Annotated in this window: 16 protein-coding genes; 7 read left to right on the top strand and 9 right to left on the bottom strand. The window is 62.5% G+C overall.

Annotation, left to right across the window (positions count from 1 at the left end; translation table 11 throughout):
- Positions 1–118 precede the first annotated feature (118 nt).
- The 4 genes from ACJRPG_RS16615 to ACJRPG_RS16600 all read left to right on the top strand — a co-directional run bounded on the left by ACJRPG_RS16615 (position 119) and on the right by ACJRPG_RS16600 (position 6,608).
- Complete coding sequence (locus ACJRPG_RS16615) at positions 119–2,512, top strand: TonB-dependent receptor (protein WP_408001206.1); 2,394 nt, start codon at positions 119–121, stop codon at positions 2,510–2,512.
- 134 nt (positions 2,513–2,646) lie between these two features.
- On the top strand, positions 2,647–4,341 hold the full coding sequence (locus tag ACJRPG_RS16610; protein ID WP_408001205.1) for a bifunctional metallophosphatase/5'-nucleotidase: 1,695 nt from the start codon (positions 2,647–2,649) through the stop codon (positions 4,339–4,341).
- A gap of 3 nt (positions 4,342–4,344) precedes the next feature.
- A complete protein-coding gene (locus ACJRPG_RS16605; RefSeq protein ID WP_408001204.1) occupies positions 4,345–5,559 on the top strand; it encodes a phospholipase D-like domain-containing protein in 1,215 nt (404 codons plus the stop codon).
- Positions 5,556–6,608 (top strand): S1/P1 nuclease, encoded by a 1,053-nt coding sequence (locus ACJRPG_RS16600; RefSeq protein WP_408001203.1) that lies wholly within the window; start codon positions 5,556–5,558, stop codon positions 6,606–6,608. Before ACJRPG_RS16605 ends, ACJRPG_RS16600 begins: the two co-directional genes overlap by 4 nt.
- Positions 6,609–6,623: 15 nt before the next feature.
- Here ACJRPG_RS16600 and ACJRPG_RS16595 read toward each other — a convergent pair whose 3' ends face one another.
- Positions 6,624–7,379, bottom strand: coding sequence for a DeoR/GlpR family DNA-binding transcription regulator (locus tag ACJRPG_RS16595; protein ID WP_408001202.1), 756 nt, complete (start codon positions 7,377–7,379; stop codon positions 6,624–6,626).
- A 73-nt stretch (positions 7,380–7,452) separates the two neighbouring features.
- On the opposite strand from ACJRPG_RS16595, the gene ACJRPG_RS16590 reads away from it, so the two are divergent.
- On the top strand, positions 7,453–8,037 hold the full coding sequence (locus tag ACJRPG_RS16590; RefSeq protein ID WP_408001201.1) for an NUDIX domain-containing protein: 585 nt from the start codon (positions 7,453–7,455) through the stop codon (positions 8,035–8,037).
- On the opposite strand, the gene ACJRPG_RS16585 is transcribed toward ACJRPG_RS16590, so the two are convergent.
- Positions 8,034–8,786 (bottom strand): substrate-binding periplasmic protein, encoded by a 753-nt coding sequence (locus tag ACJRPG_RS16585; RefSeq protein ID WP_408001200.1) that lies wholly within the window; start codon positions 8,784–8,786, stop codon positions 8,034–8,036. The two genes, ACJRPG_RS16590 and ACJRPG_RS16585, sit on opposite strands and share 4 nt — an antisense overlap.
- 206 nt (positions 8,787–8,992) lie before the next feature.
- Between ACJRPG_RS16585 and ACJRPG_RS16580 the strand changes: the two genes are divergently transcribed.
- Positions 8,993–9,256 carry a c-type cytochrome gene (locus ACJRPG_RS16580; RefSeq protein WP_408001349.1) on the top strand — a complete coding sequence of 88 codons (264 nt, stop codon included), beginning with the start codon at positions 8,993–8,995 and terminating at the stop codon, positions 9,254–9,256.
- A 46-nt stretch (positions 9,257–9,302) separates the two neighbouring features.
- Here the strand turns inward: ACJRPG_RS16580 and ACJRPG_RS16575 are convergent, their stop codons facing one another.
- The 4 genes from ACJRPG_RS16575 to ACJRPG_RS16560 form a co-directional block, all read right to left on the bottom strand.
- The gene (locus tag ACJRPG_RS16575) at positions 9,303–10,271 is read right to left on the bottom strand and encodes an ABC transporter permease (RefSeq protein ID WP_408001199.1); all 969 of its coding nucleotides are present in this window, start codon (positions 10,269–10,271) and stop codon (positions 9,303–9,305) included.
- 4 nt (positions 10,272–10,275) lie between these two features.
- Positions 10,276–11,358 carry an ABC transporter permease gene (locus tag ACJRPG_RS16570; protein ID WP_408001198.1) on the bottom strand — a complete coding sequence of 361 codons (1,083 nt, stop codon included), beginning with the start codon at positions 11,356–11,358 and terminating at the stop codon, positions 10,276–10,278.
- Positions 11,355–12,884 (bottom strand): ABC transporter ATP-binding protein, encoded by a 1,530-nt coding sequence (locus ACJRPG_RS16565; RefSeq protein WP_408001197.1) that lies wholly within the window; start codon positions 12,882–12,884, stop codon positions 11,355–11,357. The genes ACJRPG_RS16570 and ACJRPG_RS16565 overlap by 4 nt, the downstream gene beginning before the upstream one ends.
- Positions 12,885–12,965: 81 nt before the next feature.
- Positions 12,966–13,961, bottom strand: coding sequence for a BMP family lipoprotein (locus tag ACJRPG_RS16560; protein ID WP_408001196.1), 996 nt, complete (start codon positions 13,959–13,961; stop codon positions 12,966–12,968).
- Positions 13,962–14,375: 414 nt separating this feature from the next.
- On the opposite strand from ACJRPG_RS16560, the gene ACJRPG_RS16555 reads away from it, so the two are divergent.
- Positions 14,376–16,631, top strand: a complete 2,256-nt coding sequence (locus tag ACJRPG_RS16555; protein ID WP_408001195.1) for a TonB-dependent receptor — start codon at positions 14,376–14,378, stop codon at positions 16,629–16,631.
- Between the two features lie 50 nt (positions 16,632–16,681).
- On the opposite strand, the gene ACJRPG_RS16550 is transcribed toward ACJRPG_RS16555, so the two are convergent.
- The 3 genes from ACJRPG_RS16550 to ACJRPG_RS16540 all read right to left on the bottom strand — a co-directional run bounded on the left by ACJRPG_RS16550 (position 16,682) and on the right by ACJRPG_RS16540 (position 19,724).
- Entirely contained in the window at positions 16,682–17,803 is a 1,122-nt protein-coding gene (locus ACJRPG_RS16550) for a sensor histidine kinase (RefSeq protein ID WP_408001194.1), read from the bottom strand.
- A gap of 85 nt (positions 17,804–17,888) precedes the next feature.
- On the bottom strand, positions 17,889–18,794 hold the full coding sequence (locus ACJRPG_RS16545; RefSeq protein WP_408001193.1) for a LysR family transcriptional regulator: 906 nt from the start codon (positions 18,792–18,794) through the stop codon (positions 17,889–17,891).
- Positions 18,795–18,803: 9 nt separating this feature from the next.
- The gene (locus tag ACJRPG_RS16540) at positions 18,804–19,724 is read right to left on the bottom strand and encodes a pseudouridine-5'-phosphate glycosidase (protein ID WP_408001192.1); all 921 of its coding nucleotides are present in this window, start codon (positions 19,722–19,724) and stop codon (positions 18,804–18,806) included.
- Position 19,725: the final 1 nt, after the last annotated feature.

The following is a 19,725-nucleotide window of genomic DNA, read 5'->3' as shown; positions in this document are numbered from 1 at the left end:
TACCAATGTCATGGGCCGCGCCTACACTGCGGTGTTGGTGTAGAGGAACTTACCTCGCCTGTCAGGTTTCAGCTGTACCGCTATTCAGTTTCACCATAAACACTCTAAGGGGCTTTGAATGCAATCCAAACAATATCCGATCATGCGCATGAGCGTACTGGCCGTGGCAGTCCAGATGGCCTGCTTCGCCGCAGGTTCCGCGTACGCCCAGTCGGCATCGGAAGTGGCGCCACAAGTCACCACCGGTTCGGGCAAGAACCAGGTGGTTATCACCGGCAAAAAGCTGGGTATGGGCCTGATGGTCACGGAAGATGCGCCAAAAGCGCGTTCCACCATTACCGCCGAAGAACTCGAAAAGCAGCGTCCAACCGGCAACGCCTACCAGGCGCTGGAGATGCTGCCTGCAGTGAATAGCTACAACTATGACGCGACCGGCCTGTTCGGCGGCGGCCTGACCCTGCGCGGCTTTAACTCCGACCAGATCGGCGCCACCATCAACGGCGTGCCGGTCAACGACTCGGGTAACTTCGCTGTGTACCCGCAAGAATACGTTGACCAGGAAAACACCTGCTCGCAGTTCGTGACCCAGGGTTCGACCGACGTGGACTCGCCACAGGTTGGCGCCACCGGCGGTAACTTCGGCATCACCACCTGCAACCCTGAAAAAGAACAACGTATCCGCCTGCAGCAGTCGCTCGGCCAGCTGAACATGAGCAAGACCTTCCTGCGCGTGGACTCCGGCCTGCTGCCGGACGGCCGCTCGAAGTTCTTCATCTCCGCTTCGCACGCTGAAGCCGACAAGTGGAAGGGCAAAGGCCAGGCCAAGCGCGACCACATCGACGCCGGCTTCAACTATGATTGGGACCGCTTCAACTACATTCACGCCACGATCCTCTGGAACGAGGCGATGAACCACAACATCAACAACCTGACCCTGACCGAAATCAACACCAGGGGTTACAACTACGACTTCGCCGATACCTTCCAGATCACCCGCCTGACCCCGGTCAAGGGTACTGCCCAGGTAGAGCGCACCCAGTCGCCGGCCTACTACAAGCTGGCCGTGAACCCGTTCAAGAACGCGATTGCATCGGCTGAAGCCAAGTTCCGCCTGAGCCCGGACCTGGACGTGAAAATCGTGCCTTACCTGTGGTACGGCTTCGGTAACGGCGGCGCAGGCCAGCAGCGCGCCCAGTCGGAAAGCCAGTTCTACAATTCGACCACCGGCGTACGTAACGCGGCCAAGGACCTGAACGGCGACGGCGACACCCTGGACACCATCGTGGTGGCCAACGCCAGCGTGACCAAGACCCTGCGTCCTGGCGCGAACCTGGCCGTGACTTACACCGCCGGCGACCACCAGATCCTGGGCGGCGTGTGGTGGGAACGTGCACGCCACCAGCAGACTGGCCCGATGGTGCCGATGGGCCCGGACGGCGAGCGTGACTGGTATCTGCAAGACGGCAAGATCACCCGTCCTGACGGCAAGTTTGCGCAGAGCCGCGACTGGATCTCGATCTCGACCGCCTACCAGGCCTTCCTGCAGGACACCATCAGCCTGAACGACGACAAGGTCAAGATCAACTTCGGTATCCGCACGCCTTTCATCAAGCGTGACTTCACCAACTTCGGTGATGAAAACAATACCGTGATCCCTTACAAGATCAACCGCAAGTACAAGGACATCCTGCCACAGCTGGGCGCGCGCTACCGCCTGACCAATGACGACCAGTTCTTCGCTTCCGTGGCGAAGAACATGAAGGCGCCGCCGAACTTCGTGTTCGGTAACTTCGGCACCAGCGTCAAACTGGTGAACGGCGTGCCAACCCTGCTGGGCGACGTGAAGGAAGAAACCTCGGTCAACACCGATATCGGCTACCGCCACCAGGACAAGGACTTCATCGCTACCGCGACGCTGTTCTTCGTGGACTTCAAGGATCGCCAGGCGACTGCCTTCGATCCCGTGACCCAGGCAAGCAGCTACGCCAACGTGGGCAAAGTCACCAACCGCGGCCTGGAAATCGAAGTCGGCAACACGCCGATCAATGGCTGGTCCTTCTACGGCTCGCTGGGCTTCAATAAGAGCGAGATCAAGGACGACATGCGCCAGAACGGCACCGCCTTCCTGCCAACCGCAGGCAAGGAAATGATCAACACGCCACGCCGCAAGGCCGGCCTGTCGGTCGAGTACCAGCAAGCTTCCTTCTACAGCCGCCTGAAAATGCGTTCGAACAGCCGCCAGGCAGCTTCGATGGTCAACGATGAATGGGCGCCAGGCTACACCGTCTTCGATATCGACGGCGGCTATACCTTCGCCAACTTCGGCTGGCTGAAGCGTCCTAAGCTGAGCTGGAACATCAGCAACATCTTCAGCAAAGAGTACCGCAACGCATCGTCGGTCAGCATCACCAACACCAATCCGGTGCCGGGCGTGACGACCAGCGTTGGTACCCAGCGTTACTACCTGGGTGCTCCACGCTTCGCGTCGGTCACCCTGTCGGTCGACATCTAAGCAATACCGTGCGCGGCTTGCAGGCCAGGCCGCGCAACCCTTGCTGCAACGGGCCTTCGGGCCCGTTTTTCTTTTGTATCGCGTATGTTTCGCAAGGCCTTGGAAGGCGGGTTTTGCGCTATGCTGCACTCCTTATGAAGACACCATTTTTCAAACTCATTCCGGCCGCTGCGGCAGTGCTGCTTTCCGGCTGCGCGGCCTGGCATCAGCAGCCCGCTTCGGTAGACGTCAACCTGGTTGCGCTGAACGACCTGCACGGCCACCTGGAAGCCACCAATTTCACTTACACCACCGGCGCGAAACAGGAGAAGCACACCGTCTCCGCAGGCGGCATCGATATCCTGGCGGGGGCGCTGAAGCGCTGGCGCCGCGAAGATCCCGAGCTGCTGCTGGTGGGCGCGGGCGACATGATCGGCGCCAGCCCGGCCATCTCCTCGATGTGGGCCGATGAGCCTACGCTGGCCGCTCTGGATATGCTGGGCCTTACCGTGACCTCGGTGGGCAACCACGAATTCGACCAGGGCAAAGTGGAGCTGCTGCGCCAGCAGCGCGGCGGCTGCGATTCGCCGCGCGCCGACAAGGCCTGCAAGTTCAACGGGATCCATCCCGGTGCAAAATTCGGCTACCTGGCCGCCAATGTGGTGGACGTGCGCTCGCGCCAGCCCATCCTCCCTGCCTACCGCATTCTTGAATCGAAGGGTGTGAAGATCGCCTTCATCGGCACCGTGCTGAAAGATACGGCCGAAGTGGTGGCCGCATCGGGTATCGCGGGCCTGGAGTTCATCGATGAAGCGGAAGCCGTGAACCGCCTGCTGCCCGAACTGCGCCGCCAGGGCGCCGGCGTGTTCGTCGTGCTGATCCACCAGGGCGGCCGCAGCAAGGCCGATTTCGACAAGCAGTATTGCGACGACCTGGAAGGCGATATCCTGCCGGTCATCAAGAAGCTCGACCCGGCGATCCGCCTCGTCATCAGCGGCCACTCGCACAAAGGCTACCTGTGCAATGTGGACGGCCGCATCGTCACGCAGGCGCAGATGGGCGGGCACATGATGTCGCGCATCAAGCTGACGGTGGACCGCAACAGCAACAGCGTCGCCAGTATCGATGCGCAGAACGTGCTGATGACTAAGCTGCAGTTCTCGCCGGAGCCGGAAGCGGAAGCTTTCCTCAAGGGCTTGCGCGAACGCAGCATGCGCGAGCTGGCGAAGCCTGTCGCCACCATTGGCGCGAAGACCATCACGCGCGAGCGCGGCGACCTGGATGACTCGCCGCTGGGCCGCCTGGTGGCCGATGCCACGCTGTACGCAGGCCGTCCATACGGGGCGCAGATCGGGTTCATGAATGTCGGCGGTATCCGCCTGAGCCTCGAAGCGGGCGAGAACAATGTGGCCAACCTGGGCCAGGTGCAGGCTGTGCTCCCCTTCGGCAATTCGCTGGTCGTCATGAATCTCACCGGCGCCCAGATCCGCGGCCTGCTGGAGCAGCAGTGGGTGGGCGACAAGCCTGAAACGCGTGGACTGCTGCAGGTGTCCGAGGGTTTCACCTACCGCTACGACCTGCGCCGTCCGGCAGGCGAGCGCGTGATCCCCGGCAGCATCACGCTGAACGGCGTGCAGCTTGAAGACAATGCTTCCTACCGCGTTATCGTCAATGCTTTCCTCGCCGAAGGCGGCGACGCCTTCCCCATGTTCACCAAGGGCAGCAACCGCGTTGAAACCGGCATCCGCGATGTCGATTCGCTGGTGCGCTACCTGGTCAAGCGCGAGCAGGACAAGCGCCTGCCGGGCGCGGTGGCCGATGCAACGCGCATCCAGCAGGTAAAGGAGTAAGCCATGCGCCGATTGATCATCGCTGCGTTGCTCGCCGCAAGCGGCAGCGCCCATGCGGACTTCCGCATCCCCGGCTTCGAGCTGGTGCAGACCACGCCGGTGGAAACCACGCTGGCCAATGGCGACCTGCGTGACCCCGTCACCGTATGGTGCGAGCTGTTCGACCAGGCCCGCGGCGAAATTGCCATCGGCCAGTTCTATGTGGCGAGCAGGCCGGGAACGCCGTTCGAGAAAGTGATCGAACGGCTGGAAGCGGCGGGCAAGCGTGGCGTGAAGATCCGCTTCCTGCTGGACCAGAAGGGCGTCGGCCTGTCCGAGAAAGCGACGCTGGAGCGCCTGAAGGCCATTCCGAACCTGGAACTGCGCATCCTCGACTACAACAAGCTTACCGGCAACGGCATCATCCACGCCAAATACCTGGTGGTGGACCGTAGCGTGGCCTTCGTCGGCAGCCAGAATTTCGACTGGCGCTCCTTCACGCATATCCACGAAACCGGTTTGCGCGTGAGCGATGCCGCGATGGTGGCGCAGGTGCAGGCCATCTTCGAGCAGGACTGGCAGGCCCAGGGCCAGCTGGCCGCGGGGCAGGCCGTGGCGCCGCTGCAGGCGAAAGCGCTCGCTGCGCCATCGCTGGCGCAGCCCGCAATGCTGTTCGCGAGCCCCGCCGCCTACAACCCGGCCGGCGTGGTGGATTCGGAAGCCGGCCTGCCGGCGCTGCTGGCGGAAGCGAAGGAAGAAGTGCGCATCCAGCTGCTGGACTATGCGCCGCTCAGCTACGGGCCGAAGGGCACGCGGCCATACTATGGCGTGATCGACAACGCCGTGCGCGCTGCCGCCAACCGGGGCGTGAAGATCCGCCTGCTGGTCTCGAACTGGAACCTGGAAAGCCTGCCGCAGGCCTACCTGAAGAGCCTCGCCGTGCTGCCCAATGTGGAGATTCGCGTCGCTACGCTGCCCAAGGCGTCGACCGGCTTCATTCCCTACGCGCGCGTCATCCATAGCAAGACGATGACGATAGACGGCAAGCTGGCATGGGTCGGCACCAGCAACTGGTCCGGCGGCTATTTCGACCTGTCGCGCAATCTTGAAATCGTGCTGCGCAATGAAGCGATGGCACGCCGCCTGGCGGCGGTACATGAACAGATCTGGACTTCGCAGTATGCCGAAGCGCTGGACATCACCAAGCAATATCCGAAACCTAAGAAGGGTGAAGAATGAAGAAACTGGCTTGCATCGTGGCGCTGTCGGGCGCCTTCGTCTCCTTCAACGCCATGGCCTGGGGTAACGACGGCCACCGCACCGTGGGCGCCATCGCCGATAAGCTGATCAAGGGCAGCAATGCCGAGAAACAGGTGCAGGCGCTGTTGCTGCAGGGCGAAAGCCTGGAGAAAATCTCGACCTGGGCCGACTGCGTGAAGGGCACTTACTGCGGCCCGCAAACGCCGGAGATGATGGAATATACGGGCGCGAATCCGAAGCACAGCGAATACCATTACACGGACGTGCCCTTCCAGCTGAGCGAATACCACGACCATGGCGTAGGCACCCACGACGTGGATATCGTGCAGACGTTGAAGCAGACTATCCTGGTCCTGCAGGGCAGGGACACGCCGGAAACCAATCCGCACAAGTTCACCAAGCGCCAGGCGCTGCTGATCCTGACCCACCTGGCAGGCGATATCCACCAGCCGCTGCACGTAGGCGCCGCCTTCGTCAGCAAGGATGGCCAGTTCGTGGTGCCGAAGTCGAATGCGGAAATCGATTCACTGAACATCTTCGATTCCCGCGGCGGCAATAACCTGCAGATGGACGATGCAAAGCTGGAAGCAACCAGCGCGCAGCTGATTCCGCCGGCCGATGGCGAGAAGCCGGCCACCGCGCCGAAGTCCGGCGTGCGCGCCTTCCACTCCTACTGGGATACGACAGTAGTGAACTACGCGATGCGCCGCTCCAGCACGCGCAGCCCGCAGCAGTTTGCGCAATGGGCCATCGACAGCAAGCCGAATATTCCGGTCAACACCGGCGACGTGACGACCTGGCCTTACCAGTGGGCGAACGACGCGCTCGTGGTCTCGAAACTGGCGCACGCCGACGTGAAAGTCGGCGCCTCCAGCAAGCAGACCAGCCGCAGCTCCGGCGAAAGCTATACCGTGTGGGCGCTCACCGTGCCGGACAACTACCCGGTGCCGTCCTCCGCCATCGCGCGCGAACAGCTGATCAAGGGCGGCTACCACCTGGCCGCCATGCTGCAGAAAATCTGGCCGTAAGCATCCGGCCGCAGTTCAGGCCAGGATCACCTCGATGCCGGCCTCGCGGAAATGCGAGGCCAGCGCATCATCCACGCCGTCGTTGACGATGACGGCATCAATACTCTCCAGCGGTGCAATGCGGTAGGGCGCGGCGGTGCCGAGCTTTTCGCGCGAGGCGAGCACGATGGTGCGCTCGCTGCGGGCGCTGATGGCGCGCTTCATGCAGGCTTCGTCATAGTCGCCGGTGGTGATGCCGGCTTCCGGATGCAGGCTGCACACGCCCATGAAGAACAGGTCGGCGCGCATGCCCTCCAGCGCCTCCAGCGCGGCCGCGCCGCTGGCCACCATCGAGTGCTTGAACAGCCGCCCGCCGACCAGGATCACTTCGAGCTGGGCATGGTGTTCCAGCTCCACCGCCACCGAAGGGCTGTGCGTGATGACGGTCGCCTGCAGGTTCTTCGGCAGCGCGCGCGCCAGTTGCACTGCCGTTGTGCCGCCGTCGATGAATACCACCTGGCCCGGCGCGACCATGGCCGCCGCGGCGCGTGCAATCGCGGGCTTGGCATCGGCGGCAATCTGGCTGCGGGCGGCGAAACTGGCCTGGGCCGGCGAGGCGGGCAGGGCGCCGCCGTGCACCCGCTCCAGCAGGCCTTCCTTGGCCAGTTCGCGCAGGTCGCGCCGTATCGTGTCCTCCGACAGGCCTAGCGATTCGCTCAGCGTTTTGGCCACGATCTGGCCTTCCTCCCTGAGGATGCGAAGCAGCAGTTCCTTGCGTTGGCGTGTCAGCATGGTTGCACGAAATATCTTGAGATTGCACGATATTGCATGATATCGTAAAAAAACGCAATCACCGGAGCACGCCATGCATGTACGCATCAACAAAGTGGAGACCCTGTCCGACGACTGGTACGTCCTGCGCAAGACCACCTTCGACTACCGCCGCCGCAACGGCAGCTGGCAGACCATGTCGCGCGAAACCTATGACCGTGGCCACGGCGCCGTGATCCTGCTCTACAGCCTGGCGCAGCGCACCGTGCTGCTGGTGCGCCAGTTCCGATTCCCCGCCTGGAACTACGGCGGCAGCCACGATGGCTTCCTGATCGAGGCGCCGGCCGGCCTGCTGGACGCGGCGACGCCGGAAGCGCGCATCAAGGCCGAGGTGGAAGAGGAAACGGGCTACTGCGTGGACAAGGTGCGCAAGGTGTTCGAAGCCTTCATGAGCCCCGGTTCAGTGACGGAAAGGCTGCATTTCTTCGTGGCTGAATACGATCCTTCGGCGGCGCGAGGCGAGGGCGGCGGCGTTGAGGAAGAGGGCGAGGATATCGAGGTGCTGGAGCTGGACATCGGCCGCGCGGAACAGATGATTGCCGACGGCAGCATCGAGGACGGCAAGACTATCATGCTGCTGCAATACGCGCGCCTGCACCTGTTCGGCGCCGCGCGCTAACAGGCGCCACCGTTCGCGGGGCGCGTTTCAAGAATCTTGTGAATGCTGCCGGATTTCTCCATACGCTCGATTGCCTCGTTGAGAACGGGCAATGCTTCCCTGAAGGGAGAGGACTTCGGCACGGCGATCAGCACCGGTTCATTCCCCATGGGCTTGCGCAGCACAGTGAACTTGCCGGCGCCTGCGTAGACGCAGTTCAGCTTGTCCTCGACCGTGGCGCTGTTACGGTAGCTGTCGACCAGCACGGCATCGACGCGCCCCAGTGCCAGCATTTTCAGGCGGCTCGGGAGGCTGTCGGAATTCTCGGCAACAGTGAACAGCACATTCTTGCGTTGCTCGAACTCCGCACCGAACTTGGCGCCGCTGCTGATCGCAATCGTCTTGCCGCGCAAGTCTTCCCAGTCCTGGTAGCGGAACGGACGGGCCGGATCGGCTACCAGCCATTGGTGCACCAGGTACAGCGGCCGTGTGAAGGCGAACAGCGCCTGCCTCTCCGGCGTGGCCGTAGCGCCCAGCAGCAGGCCTTTACCGCTTTCAGCAAGCATCTGTGCCCGGCGCCAGGGATAGGCCCGCGCCACCAGGGGGAGGCCGGATTCGTCCGCCAGCCCCTGTATCAGGGCGGCGACCGTGGGGGCAACGCCAGCGTATTTGCCGTCGGCATCGGTTTGCGCAGCCAGCAGGACCGGGATTTCGTCGGGGCTGTCGTGGCAGCTGGCAAAAGGGCTCAGGCAGCATAAGATGCTTGCCAATACAAAAGTACGGAAACGCATTTTCCCCCGGAGTGAAGTCGGCCTGTCGTGCCAACTATTCTCGTACGGCATGCCGTAGCGGGCAAGCCAATCTTTCTGCCCAGCGCTGCGAATCCGCCATAGGGCCTAGAATCCTGTTACCGATCCACTCAAGGAGTACGCCAATGAAAGCAATTGTCGCAGCAAGCCTGTTATCGCTGGCCGGTATGGCCGCACACGCCGCCACCCCGGAAGAGTTGGCGAAGTCGAAAACCTGCATGGCCTGCCATGCGATGGACAAGAAGCTGGTGGGGCCGGCCTACAAGGATGTGGCAGCCAAATACCGTGGCCAGAAAGGCGCGGAAGACCTGCTGGTGCAGAAAGTGCTGAAGGGCGGTTCCGGCAACTGGGGACCGGTGCCGATGCCCCCGAACGCCGTCACCGACGCGGAAGCGCACATGCTGGTGAAATGGGTGCTGTCGCAGAAATGAGCGTCCTCCCGGCGCAGGCGGACCGCCGCCTGTGCCGGGACGACAGTTAGCGCGATTTGACGAAGGGAACGCCGATCGCCTTCGGCGCCACCGACTTGGCCATCAGGCCGGCCAGCACGATCACAGTCACTACATACGGCACCATCTGGATCAGCGAGCCCGGAATGCGGCCCACCACCGGCAGGTCCACGCCTTCCAGCTGGATCTGCACCGCGCCGAACAGGCCGAACATCAGGCAGCCGAGGAAGGTGTAGACCGGCCGCCAGTTACCGAACACCATGGCCGTCAGCGCCAGGTAGCCCGCACCTGCCGACATATCGCGCAGGAAGAAGCCGCTCTGCACGATCGCCAGGTAGGCGCCGGAGAAGGAGCACAGCACGCCGGCGATCAGCATGGCCGAATAACGCGTCCACGCCACCGATACGCCCGCCGCATCCGCCGCGTGCGGGTTCTCGCCGCAGGCGCGCAGGCGCAGGCCGAAGCGCGTGTGATACAGCACCCAGTGCACCAGCGGCACCAGCAGGAAGGCCAGGTAGACCAGCACCGAATGGCCGCCGATCAGCTTCGTATAGAACCAGCCCAGGCCGGGGATGTCGGCTACCGCGGCGCTGCCCGGCAGCTTCACGTCGAACAGGCGCGCTTCGCCGAGGTCCGGCGTGCGGCCGCCCTGCTGGAAGAAGTATTGCGCGACCACGAAGGTCAGGCCGCTCATGGCGATATTGATCGCAATGCCGCCCACCAGCTGGTTGCCCTTCTGCGTAATGGCCACATAGCCCTGCAGCGTGGCCAGCGCCACCGACACCGCCATGCCGGCCAGGATGCCGTACCACGGATTCTGCGTGGTAAAGGCCACCGCTGCCGACACGAAGGCCGAGGCCAGGATCTTGCCTTCCAGGCCGATGTCGATCACGCCGGAGCGTTCCGCGAACAGGCCGGCCATGGCGGCGAAAATCAGGACCGGCGCATTGCGCACGGTGGAAACGAGGATGCCGCCCAGTTGGATATCTTCGAACATCGCGTCAGCCCTTTCTTGCCTTGAGCAGTTTAATGAGCGCGGGGGCGTACAGGTTTTCCATCGCGCCGCAGAACAGGATGATCAGACCCTGGATGAAGATGAAGGTCTCGGTCGGGATATTCGGTTTTTCCAGCGACAGGTCGAAGCCGCCCTGGATCAGCGCGCCGAACAGCACGGAGGACAGGAAAATGCCGACCGGGTGCTGGCGCCCCATCAGCGCAATCGCAATGCCCACGAAGCCCGCGCCGTTGACGAAGCCCAGGCTCAGGTAATGGGTGGAACCGAGGATGGAGTTCACCGAACCCAGGCCCGCCAGCGCGCCGGAGATCAGCATCACCACAATGATCATGCCGCTGATCTTCACGCCCGCATAGTGCGCCGCATGCTTGTTCAGGCCCGTTGCGCGCAGCTTGTAGCCCCAGGAGGAGCGCCACACCATCACGCCGTAGATCGCCAGCGCCGCGATCGCGATCAGGAAGCTCACGTTCAGCGGGGTGTCGCCGAGAATGGGGAAGAGGGTGTTCAGGCGCGGCATTTCCGAAGCGGCGGCGAACACGCGGCTCGCGGTGTTCTGCTCGCCCGGCGGAATCATGTACTTCACGATGATGAAGTTCATCAGCGAGGCGCAGATGAAGTTGAACATGATCGTCGTCACCACGATATGGCTGCCGCGTTTGGCCTGCAGGTAGCCGGGCAGGAAGCCCCACAGTGCGCCGAACAGCGCGGCGCCGATCATGCCGAGCGGGATCAGCACGATGGCCGGCATCGAAGCATCGAAGGCCAGCATGGCCAGCGTGAGCCCCAGGCCGCCGAAATACATCTGGCCTTCGGCGCCGATGTTGAACAGGCCGGCCTGCATCGCGATCGACACGGCCAGGCCGGTGAACACGAAGGTGGAGGCATAGAACAGGGTATAGGACAGGCCTTCCGGATTGACGATGGCGCTGTTCACCAGGATGCGCATCGAGTCCACCGGGTCTTCGCCCAGCAGGTGGATCACCAGTGCCGCCACCAGCATGGCGGACAGCAGGTTCAGGACAGGGAGGACGAAACCGGTCGCCCAGCGTGGCAGGTCGTTAGTGGTCATGATTTATGCATACCCCCCATCAGCAGGCCAATGCGGGTGGTGTCGAATTCGTCGACCGGCAGTTCGCCGGTAATGGCGCCGCCGCACATCACGAGGATGCGGTCGGCCAGCGCGCGTACTTCTTCCAGTTCCACGGACACCAGCAGGATCGCCACGCCCGCGTCGCGCAGGGCCAGCAGCTGGGTGTGGATGGATTCGATGGTGCCGATGTCCACGCCGCGCGTGGGCTGGCCCACCAGCATCAGCTTGGGCTTGGCCAGCACTTCGCGCGCGATCACCACCTTCTGCTGGTTGCCGCCGGAGAGCAGGCCGATACGCAGGTCCGGATTTGGCGGACGCACGTCGAACTCTTTCAGCAGGCCGGCGCAGCGCTCGGCAATGTGCTTGAAGTCGAACAGGCCGAAGGCGCCTTTCAGGTGGTCCTGGTAGCCCAGCACCGTGTTCTGCATGACGGAGAAATTCTTCACCACTCCGTCACGGAGGCGGTCCTCCGGCACGTGGGCGATGCCCAGGTGGCGGAACTCCAGCGGCAGGCCGTCGGCATCGTGGCGTTTCTTGTAGGGCAGTGGCTTGCCTTCGAAATCCACTTCGCCGGAGGTCGGCAGGCGCATGCCGGACAGGATTTCCATCAGCTCGCTCTGGCCGTTGCCGGATACGCCCGCAATCGCCACGATCTCGCCCGCGCGCAGCGTGAAGTTAATGTTCGACAGCAGGCTCACGCCCGTGGAATCCTTCAACTGGAGATTGCGCACTTCCAGCACCGGCGCGCCCGGATTGTAGGGCGCGCGCGGCAGGTTGTTCTCGATGGGACGGCCCACCATCATATTGGCCAGTTCCTCTTTCGAGGTCTGCGCGGTTTCCACCGCACCGGCCACGCGGCCGCCGCGCATCACGGTCACGGTGTCCGTGATGTCCAGGATTTCCTGCAGTTTGTGCGTGATGAGGATGATGGTTTTGCCCTGTTCCTTGAACAGGCGCAGGATTTCGAACAGGGACTCGGTCTCCTGCGCGGTCAGCACGGCGGTGGGTTCGTCCAGGATCAGGATATTGGCGCTGCGGTAGATCTGCTTGAGGATCTCCACGCGCTGCTGCGCACCCACCGACAGGTCGTGGATGGTGGCCAGCGGATCGACATCGAGCCGGTAGCGTTCGCAGATCTCGCGCAGCCTGGCTTCCACGGCGGCGCGCTTGGGCTTGAGCAGGAAACCGCCTTCGGTGCCCAGCATCACATTGTCCAGCACCGTCATGTTCTCCACCAGCATGAAGTGCTGGTGCACCATGCCGATGCCCAGTTCGATGGCCTCATGGCTGGAGCGGATCGGCGTCACCTTGCCGTCGAGCAGGATCTCGCCGCTGTCGGCATGGTAATAGCCGTACAGGATGCTCATCAGCGTGGACTTGCCGGCGCCGTTCTCGCCCACCAGGCCATGGATGGCGCCTTTGGCGATGGAAAAACTGACGTCCGCATTCGCCTTCACTGCCCCGAACTGTTTCGAGATGCCGCGGAATTCTACAGCTGGCTGCATAGGATTTTTTCAGGTTTATTTACTGAAAAACGCGCCGGCGGGACGACCCGCACGGCGCGTTCTGTGTCATGAAGAGAAAAATCAGGCCGGACAGGCGGCGCCGGAACGGATATCGATGACCTTGATCTTGCCATCGATAATGTCCTTGCGTGCGCCCAGTACCTTCTTCTCGATTTCCGGGGTGATCAGCTTGCGGTTGTACTGGTCCAGCGTCCAGTCCACGCCGCCTTCCTTGATACCCTTGGCGACGACGCCAGGCTTCCAGCTGCCGTTTTTCACTTGCATGAAGGTGTCATAAACCGCATTGTCCACGCGCTTGACCATGGAGGTCAGGATGGAGCCAGGATGCAGGTGGTTCTGGTTCGAATCCACGCCGATGCCCAGCTTGCCTTTTTCCTTGGCCATGGACAGGGTGCCGAGACCGGAACCGCCGGCCACCGCGAACACCACGTCCACACCGCGCTCGAACTGGGAACGGGCCAGCTCGCCGCCCTTGGCCGGGTCATTCCATGCCGCGGCGGTGGTGCCCACCATGTTCGAGTAGATTTCCACTTTCTTGTCGGTGGCCTTGGCGCCTTGCGCATAGCCGCAGCCGAAGGCGCGGATAAGGGGAATATCCACGCCGCCCACGAAGCCCAGCTTCTTGGATTTGGAGGCCATGGCCGCGGCCACGCCCACCAGGTAGGAGCCTTCTTCTTCCTTGAAGGTAATCGAGCTCACGTTCGGCGCGTTCACCACGCCGTCGATCAGCACGAACTTCACGTTCGGGAATTCCTTGGCGACCTTCTGCACCGCCTGGGTCTGCGAGAAGCCGATGGAAGCGATCAGGTCCATCTTCTTGCGGGCCAGGCCGCGCAGGATCTGTTCGGCCTGGGTGTCGCTGCTGGCCTGGGCTTCGAGGAAGTTGATCTTGGTTTCGGTGCGGAAGCGGGAAGCGCCTTCAAAGGCCGACTGGCTGAAGGACTTGTCGAACTTGCCGCCCGCGTCATAGACGACGGCCAGCTTCGGGTCTGCCGCAAAAGCGCTGGCCGAGACCGCAACAGCGGACATCATCGTCAAAAATTGTTTAATTTTCATGAAAGGGCTCCTGGAAGTTCGTTATTGTATAGTTTTTGGGGACCAAACATCTACTCAACGACTGCAATTCACACCCAGACTTCCCTGTGCTGCGCTTGTAGCGTTTGCACAACAGCCTGTCTCCACCTTTTGCGGGCTTGCCGCGTTGTTTTTTTGTGCGGTGCACCTGCCTGCGTTCCCGCCTGAAAATCCCGCTCTCCTATGAACGGTATCCATCTGTCGGGAACAAGACAGTTCGCCACTATGCAGCAGCCTGATTTGTATGACAAATACGATTTAGCTTGGCTATTTATTCGTGCAACATCTTAATCAAACTTCCATCTTAGTAATTTGTAGTTGTTGACCTTTCTGCTAGCATTCGCCTTTATGGTCCTGTCGGACAGCCGGTTTACACCACATAAAGGAGTTTGCTTGATGAATACGACGCTGCGTTTTACCAAACGTACACTACTGGCCCTGGCGATCGCCAGCGCCTTCCCGCTGCATGCCATGGCCCAGGAAGCCGCCACGGCGCCCGAAGCTGAAAAAACCGAAAAAGGCCAGCTGGAAACCGTGATTGTTACCGCGCAGCGCCGTGCCGAAAACATCAAGGACGTGCCGATGTCCATCGCCACCGTGAAAGGCGAAAAGCTCGACGTGCTGACCTCCGGCGGCCAGGATATCCGTTTCCTGAACGGCCGTTCGCCTTCCGTGGCGGTTGAGTCCGACTACGGCCGTACCTTCCCGCGTTTCTATATCCGCGGCCTGGGCAATACCGACTTCGACCTGAACGCTTCCCAGCCGGTCGGCCTGGTGATGGACGATATCGTCCAGGAAAACCCGATGCTGAAAGGCTTCCCTGTGTTCGACGTGGACCAGGTTGAAGTGCTGCGCGGCCCGCAGGGTACCCTGTTCGGGCGCAACTCCCCGGCCGGCGTGATCAAGTTCGACTCCGCCAAGCCGGTGTTCCGCCAGGAAGGCTACCTGAACGCCGGCGCCGGCAAGGATGGCGTCATCAATGTGGACGGCGCCTTCAATATGCCGGTCAGCGACACCGTGGCGCTGCGCTTCTCGGGCCAGAGCCAGCACCGTGACGACCGCGTGCACAACCCGCGCGCCACCGGCACCAAGGATTTCGAAGGCTATAAAGATAACGCCGTGCGCTTCCAGGTGCTGGTCAAGCCAAGCAAGGACTTCAGCGCGCTGCTGAACCTGCACGCCCGCGACATGGACGGCACCGCCACCCTGTTCCGCGCAAATATCCTGAAGAAGGGCACCAACGACCTGGTGGACAACTTCGACTATGGCAGCTACCCGACCGACGGCATCAACGAACAGTGGCTGAAGAACAAGGGCGCCAACCTGCGCCTGCGCTGGGACCTGCCGGGCATGACCTTCCACTCCATCACCGGCATCGAGAAGCTGGACTTCTTCAGCCGCGCCGACGTGGACGGCGGCTACGGCGCCGTGTACGCGCCGCCGATGGGCCCCGGCTTCATTCCCTTCGTCGTGGAAACCGCCGACCTGATCCCGAACCACAAGCAGATTTCCCAGGAATTCCGCGTCGAGTCCAACACCAAGGATCCGCTGCAGTGGATCGCCGGCGTGTTCTACTTCAAGGAAGACATCCAGATCGATTCGATCGCCTTCGACTCGCTGGCGCCGGGCAATCCGCAAGTGCCTAACTACGCCACCCAGACCCAGAACGCGAAATCGTATGCCGTATTCGGTTCCGTGAACTACGCCGTGAACGACAAGCTGAAGCTGCGCGGCGGCGTGCGCTACACCAGCGACAAGAAAGACTTCGTGGCCCAGCGTATCGAAACCGGCGGCAAGAGCTACCTGCCGCTGCATGACGATTCGAGCAACGTGAGCTGGGATGCCAGCGGCACCTATATCGTCAACAAGGACACCAACGTCTTCGCCCGTATCGCAACCGGCTACCGCGCACCGTCGATGCAGGGCCGCCTGTTCGACCTGGGCAGCAAGCCTTCGATGGCCGATGCCGAGAAGGTGCTGTCCTATGAAATCGGCGTGAAGCAGGACCTGTTCAACCGCCGCGCGCGCATGTCGGCCACCGCCTTCCACTACCGTGTGAAGGACAAGCAGCTGACCGCCGGTTCCGGCAGCGTGAACATGAACCAGCTGATCAATGCAGACGAAGCCATCGGCCAGGGCGTGGAATTCGACTTCCAGGCCAATCTGTCGGACAGCCTGAGCGCCACCTTCGGTTCCAGCTATAACGACACCGAGATCAAGGATGCGGCCCTGTACGCCCAGCCATGCGGCAGCGGCTGCACGGTCACCAACCCGATCCGTTTCGTTGGCGGTTCCGCCGTTGCCATGATCGACGGCAATCCGCTGCCGCGTGCGCCGAAGTGGCAGCACAACTTCACCCTGAAGTACAGCGCCCCCCTGAACGACGGCGAGTTCTACGCCTTCACCGACTGGTCCTACCGCTCGACCTACAACTTCTTCCTGTATGAAGCGAAGGAGTACAAGGCCAAGCAGCTGCTGGAAGGCGGCCTGCGCCTGGGTTACAAATGGGGTGACGGCAAGTACGACCTGGCCCTGTACGGCCGCAACATCACCGACAAGGTGCAGTCGCTGGGCGCCATCGACTTCAACAACCTGACCGGTATCGTCAACGAACCGCGCACCTACGGCGTGCAGTTCCGCATGAACTTCTGAGCCTTCGCGCTCTGAACCGAACCCGCGCGGTGTGAGCCGCGCGGGTTTTTTTATGGCCTGCCGCTGGTAATGGCTTTCAGCGGCAGGTCGATCGCCACCGTGGTGCCGGTTTCGGCCGAGCTGTCGATATTGATCGAGCCGCCGTGCGACTCGGCCACATTCTTTACGTAGGCGAGACCAAGTCCCCAGCCCTGCACCTTTTCCTGCTGGCCGCCGCGCCGGAACATCAGGAAGTGTTCCGCGATCTGGTCTGGCGGAATCGGCTTGCCCATATTGTGGACCGACAGCAGCACCTGGGAATCGAAGCGGTCCACCACCACCGTGATGGGGGTATCGCGCCGGCCGTACTTGACGGCATTGCGGATCAGGTTCTCCAGCGCGCGGCGCAGTGAGGCCGGGCACCACACGCCCTGCACGGACGGTCCCCGTACTTCGTAGCCGCCTGGATGCAGCGGGGCTTCCCGCACTACCTCCTGCACCATTTGCATCATCTCCATGTCCACGGGGCTGATCGGCAGGTGCTCGGTACTCTGCAGGGCGGCGGTGTCCAGCAGCTCGCGCAGCATCTGGTCGGCGCGGTCCACGTTCTTGCGGATGGTGGCGGACAGCATGGCGATGCGCGCCGCATCAGCATCCGGATCAAGCATGGCGAGGGCGCTCAGGATGACCGAGAGCGGCGTGCGCAGGTCGTGCGCCAGCGTGGCGACGTACCTGGTGCGGAAAGCTGCCTGTGCGGCCGAGTAGGCGATGATGGATTCCAGCACGGCCGTGTCGATGGAGGCATTGATCAGCGCCCGGTCGGTTCGGTCGAGCGCGAGCTGGTGCTGTTCGCTCACCTCGAACAGGCTGTCGCGGAACAGCTGGTATTCAAGGACGATGTCCTGCGGTTGGTAGTCCGTCATGCGCGCACGCTCGCTGCCGTGCGCTAGCGCGATGCTGGAATTGCCGCTGGCGATATTGCGCGGATGGCCTTCCGAGATCACCTCGGCAATATTCTGCAAGAAGACCGGCAGCGTATTAACGAGGATGGGCGAGGCCATGCCGGCCATGCCCGGCATGCGTTTCCGTACGCGCGCTGACCATTCGTTGATGATGACATCGCACAAGGAAAGCAGCTTTTGCGCAGTTGGCGACAGTGTCGCGCCTTGCGTCTGGTCGGTACCGATCTGCATGATGCAGCCTCGCGTTGGATTGTGCAGCGGCCAGATTAGCGCGGCGCCGCCTCCCGATCTGCGCGCCGTCTAACATAGCAGCTCATCAATCGCGTGCCGGCGGGCGCAGAATATTCAGGAATGCACGAACGACGGGGGCATCGTCCAGGGTGGTGTAGGTGATGTAGAGATTGGCCGACGGCGGATTGCTGCGGATGGGCAGGAATACCACGCCCGGCCAGCCGATACGGCTGGTCGTCTCTGGAATGAGGGTGACGCCAAGGCCGGCGCCCACCATGGCCAGCAGGGTTTGCGGCTCGTTCGCTTCCTGGAAGATGTGGGGCTGGAAGCCGGCCTTCACGCAGCACTGGATCAGGTAGCGCGGGAAGGAGGACTTGTCGAGGGCCAGCGTCAGCATCGGCTCATTGGCGATGTCCGTCAGCTCGATGGCTTCCAGCTTGGCCAGCGGATGGTGTTCGTTCACCGCCACGCACACATTCTCGCGGAAGCACAGCTCCTGGCGCAGGTTGTCGTTCTTCAGGTCGTCCTCGTCCAGCTTGGGCTCGCGCCAGAAGCCGACATCGATCTGCTTGGCGCGCAGCGCCTCGTACTGCACCGTGGGGCCCAGTTCGTGAATGGTCCAGCTCACGCGCGGGAACTTGCTCTGGAACTCCTCCAGCATGGAAGGGATGGGGCCCCACATGGCGGAGCCCACAATGCCCACGCGCAGGCGGCCCACTTCGCCGCGGTCGATCTGGCGTACGGTGTCGATGGTGATGCGCATCTTGGCCAGCATGTCGGCCGCTTCCTGCATCAGGGCCTTGCCCGCCACGGTGAGTTCGAAGCTGCGCGTGGTGCGCGCGAACAGCTTCACGCCCAGCTCCGCTTCCAGCTTCATGATCTGCTGGCTGAGCGGCGGCTGCGAGATATGCAGGCGTTCGGCGGCGCGGCTGAAGCTTTTCTCTTCGGCGACGGCGAGGAAGTATTTGAGTTGTTTCAGGTCGATCGACATTGGCGGTCCTCAGGCGGCCGGGAACTCCAGCATGGCGCGCGCCAGCGCCGCGCCCACGCGCGCATTGTTCTTCACCAGCGCGATATTGGTGGCAAGGCTGCGGCCGTTGGTCAGGGTCTTGATGCGCGCCAGCAGGAAGGGTGTGACTTTCTTGCCGGTGACGCCGTTTTCCGCGGCTTCCTGCAAGGCCTGCAGCGTGATGCCGTCGATTTCGTCCTTCGCCATCGCGTCCACCTCCGGCACCGGATTGCTGACCACCACGCCGCCCCGCAGGCCGAGGCGCCATTTGGTCTGGATGAAGGAGGCCTGTTCGGCCGGCGTGTCCAGCTGGAAGTCGGCATTGAAGCCGCTCTCGCGCGTGAAGAAGGCGGGGAAGCCCGGCTGGCCCACGCTCACCACGGGCACGCCTTGGGTTTCCAGGTATTCCAGCGTGAGGCCGATATCGAGGATGGATTTCACGCCCGCGCACACCACGGCCACATTGGTCTGCGCCAGTTCCTGCAGGTCGGCCGAGATGTCGAAGCTGGTTTCCGCGCCGCGGTGCACGCCGCCGATGCCGCCGGTGACGAAGACCGGAATATTGGCCAGTTCCGCGCAGATCATGGTGGCCGCTACCGTGGTGGCGCCCAGCTTGTTCTGCGATAGCACATAGGGCAGGTCGCGCCGGCTTACCTTCATCGCGTCCGGCGAATTGCCCAGCAGCTCGAGCTGTTCCGGCGTGAGGCCGATGCAGATCTTGCCGTTCATGATGGCGATGGTGGCCGGCACCGCGCCCGCGTCGCGGATGATCTGTTCCACTTCAATCGCCGTATGCACATTCTGCGGATACGGCATGCCGTGCGAGATGATGGTCGATTCCAGCGCCACGATCGGCTTGCCGGTGGTGCGCGCGTTCGCCACTTCCGGCGAGAAGGAGAGGAATTGGTGCATG

This window comes from Pseudoduganella rhizocola, assembly GCF_045984285.3.
Lineage (GTDB): Bacteria > Pseudomonadota > Gammaproteobacteria > Burkholderiales > Burkholderiaceae_D > Rugamonas.
Note: the sequence above shows the minus strand (reverse complement) of the source record. Positions and strands in the feature narration are given on the sequence as shown.